At 53.2% G+C, this 1510-nt stretch carries 1 rRNA gene; it reads right to left on the minus strand.

Features of this window, described 5'->3' with window-relative positions:
• Window positions 1-40: 40 nt before the first annotated feature.
• Window positions 41-1510: ribosomal RNA gene (locus AOQ57_RS08060) — 16S ribosomal RNA — on the minus strand; the annotation flags it as partial.

Genomic DNA, 1510 nt, shown 5'->3' on the forward strand with positions numbered 1-1510 from the left:
ACTGTTTCGACCATGTGCAGGTTTCCGATTAATTCCTTAGAAAGGAGGTGATCCAGCCGCAGGTTCTCCTACGGCTACCTTGTTACGACTTCACCCTAATCATCTGTCCCACCTTAGGCGGCTGGCTCCAAATGGTTACCCCACCGACTTTGGGTGTTACAAACTCTCATGGTGTGACGGGCGGTGTGTACAAGGCCCGGGAACGTATTCACCGCGGCATGCTGATCCGCGATTACTAGCGATTCCGACTTCGTGCAGGCGAGTTGCAGCCTGCAGTCCGAACTGAGAACGGTTTTCAGAGATTTGCTTGCCCTCGCGAGTTCGCGACTCGTTGTACCGTCCATTGTAGCACGTGTGTAGCCCAGGTCATAAGGGGCATGATGATCTGACGTCGTCCCCACCTTCCTCCGGTTTGTCACCGGCAGTCTCACTAGAGTGCCCAACTGAATGCTGGCAACTAGTAACAAGGGTTGCGCTCGTTGCGGGACTTAACCCAACATCTCACGACACGAGCTGACGACGACCATGCACCACCTGTCATTGCGTTCCCGAAGGAAACGCCCTATCTCTAGGGTTGGCGCAAGATGTCAAGACCTGGTAAGGTTCTTCGCGTAGCTTCGAATTAAACCACATGCTCCACCGCTTGTGCGGGCCCCCGTCAATTCCTTTGAGTTTCAACCTTGCGGTCGTACTCCCCAGGCGGAGTGCTTAATGCGTTAGCTCCGGCACTGAAGGGCGGAAACCCTCCAACACCTAGCACTCATCGTTTACGGCATGGACTACCAGGGTATCTAATCCTGTTCGCTACCCATGCTTTCGAGTCTCAGCGTCAGTTACAGACCAGGTAGCCGCCTTCGCCACTGGTGTTCTTCCATATATCTACGCATTCCACCGCTACACATGGAGTTCCACTACCCTCTTCTGCACTCAAGTTAGCCAGTTTCCGATGCCCTTCTCCGGTTAAGCCGAAGGCTTTCACATCAGACTTAGTAAACCGCCTGCACTCTCTTTACGCCCAATAAATCCGGATAACGCTTGCCACCTACGTATTACCGCGGCTGCTGGCACGTAGTTAGCCGTGACTTTCTGGTTAAATACCGTCAATGCGTGAACAGTTACTCTCACGCATGTTCTTCTTTAACAACAGAGCTTTACGAGCCGAAACCCTTCTTCACTCACGCGGTGTTGCTCCATCAGGCTTGCGCCCATTGTGGAAGATTCCCTACTGCTGCCTCCCGTAGGAGTATGGGCCGTGTCTCAGTCCCATTGTGGCCGATCAGTCTCTCAACTCGGCTATGCATCATCGCCTTGGTAGGCCATTACCCCACCAACAAGCTAATGCACCGCAGGTCCATCCAGAAGTGATAGCCAGAGGCCATCTTTGAAACGTTGTTCATGCGAACAACGTTGTTATGCGGTATTAGCATCTGTTTCCAAATGTTGTCCCCCGCTTCTGGGCAGGTTGCCTACGTGTTACTCACCCGTCCGCCACTCGTTGGCGACCAAAATC

The sequence above is a fragment of the Limosilactobacillus gorillae genome (genome assembly GCF_001293735.1).
GTDB classification, from domain to species: domain Bacteria; phylum Bacillota; class Bacilli; order Lactobacillales; family Lactobacillaceae; genus Limosilactobacillus; species Limosilactobacillus gorillae.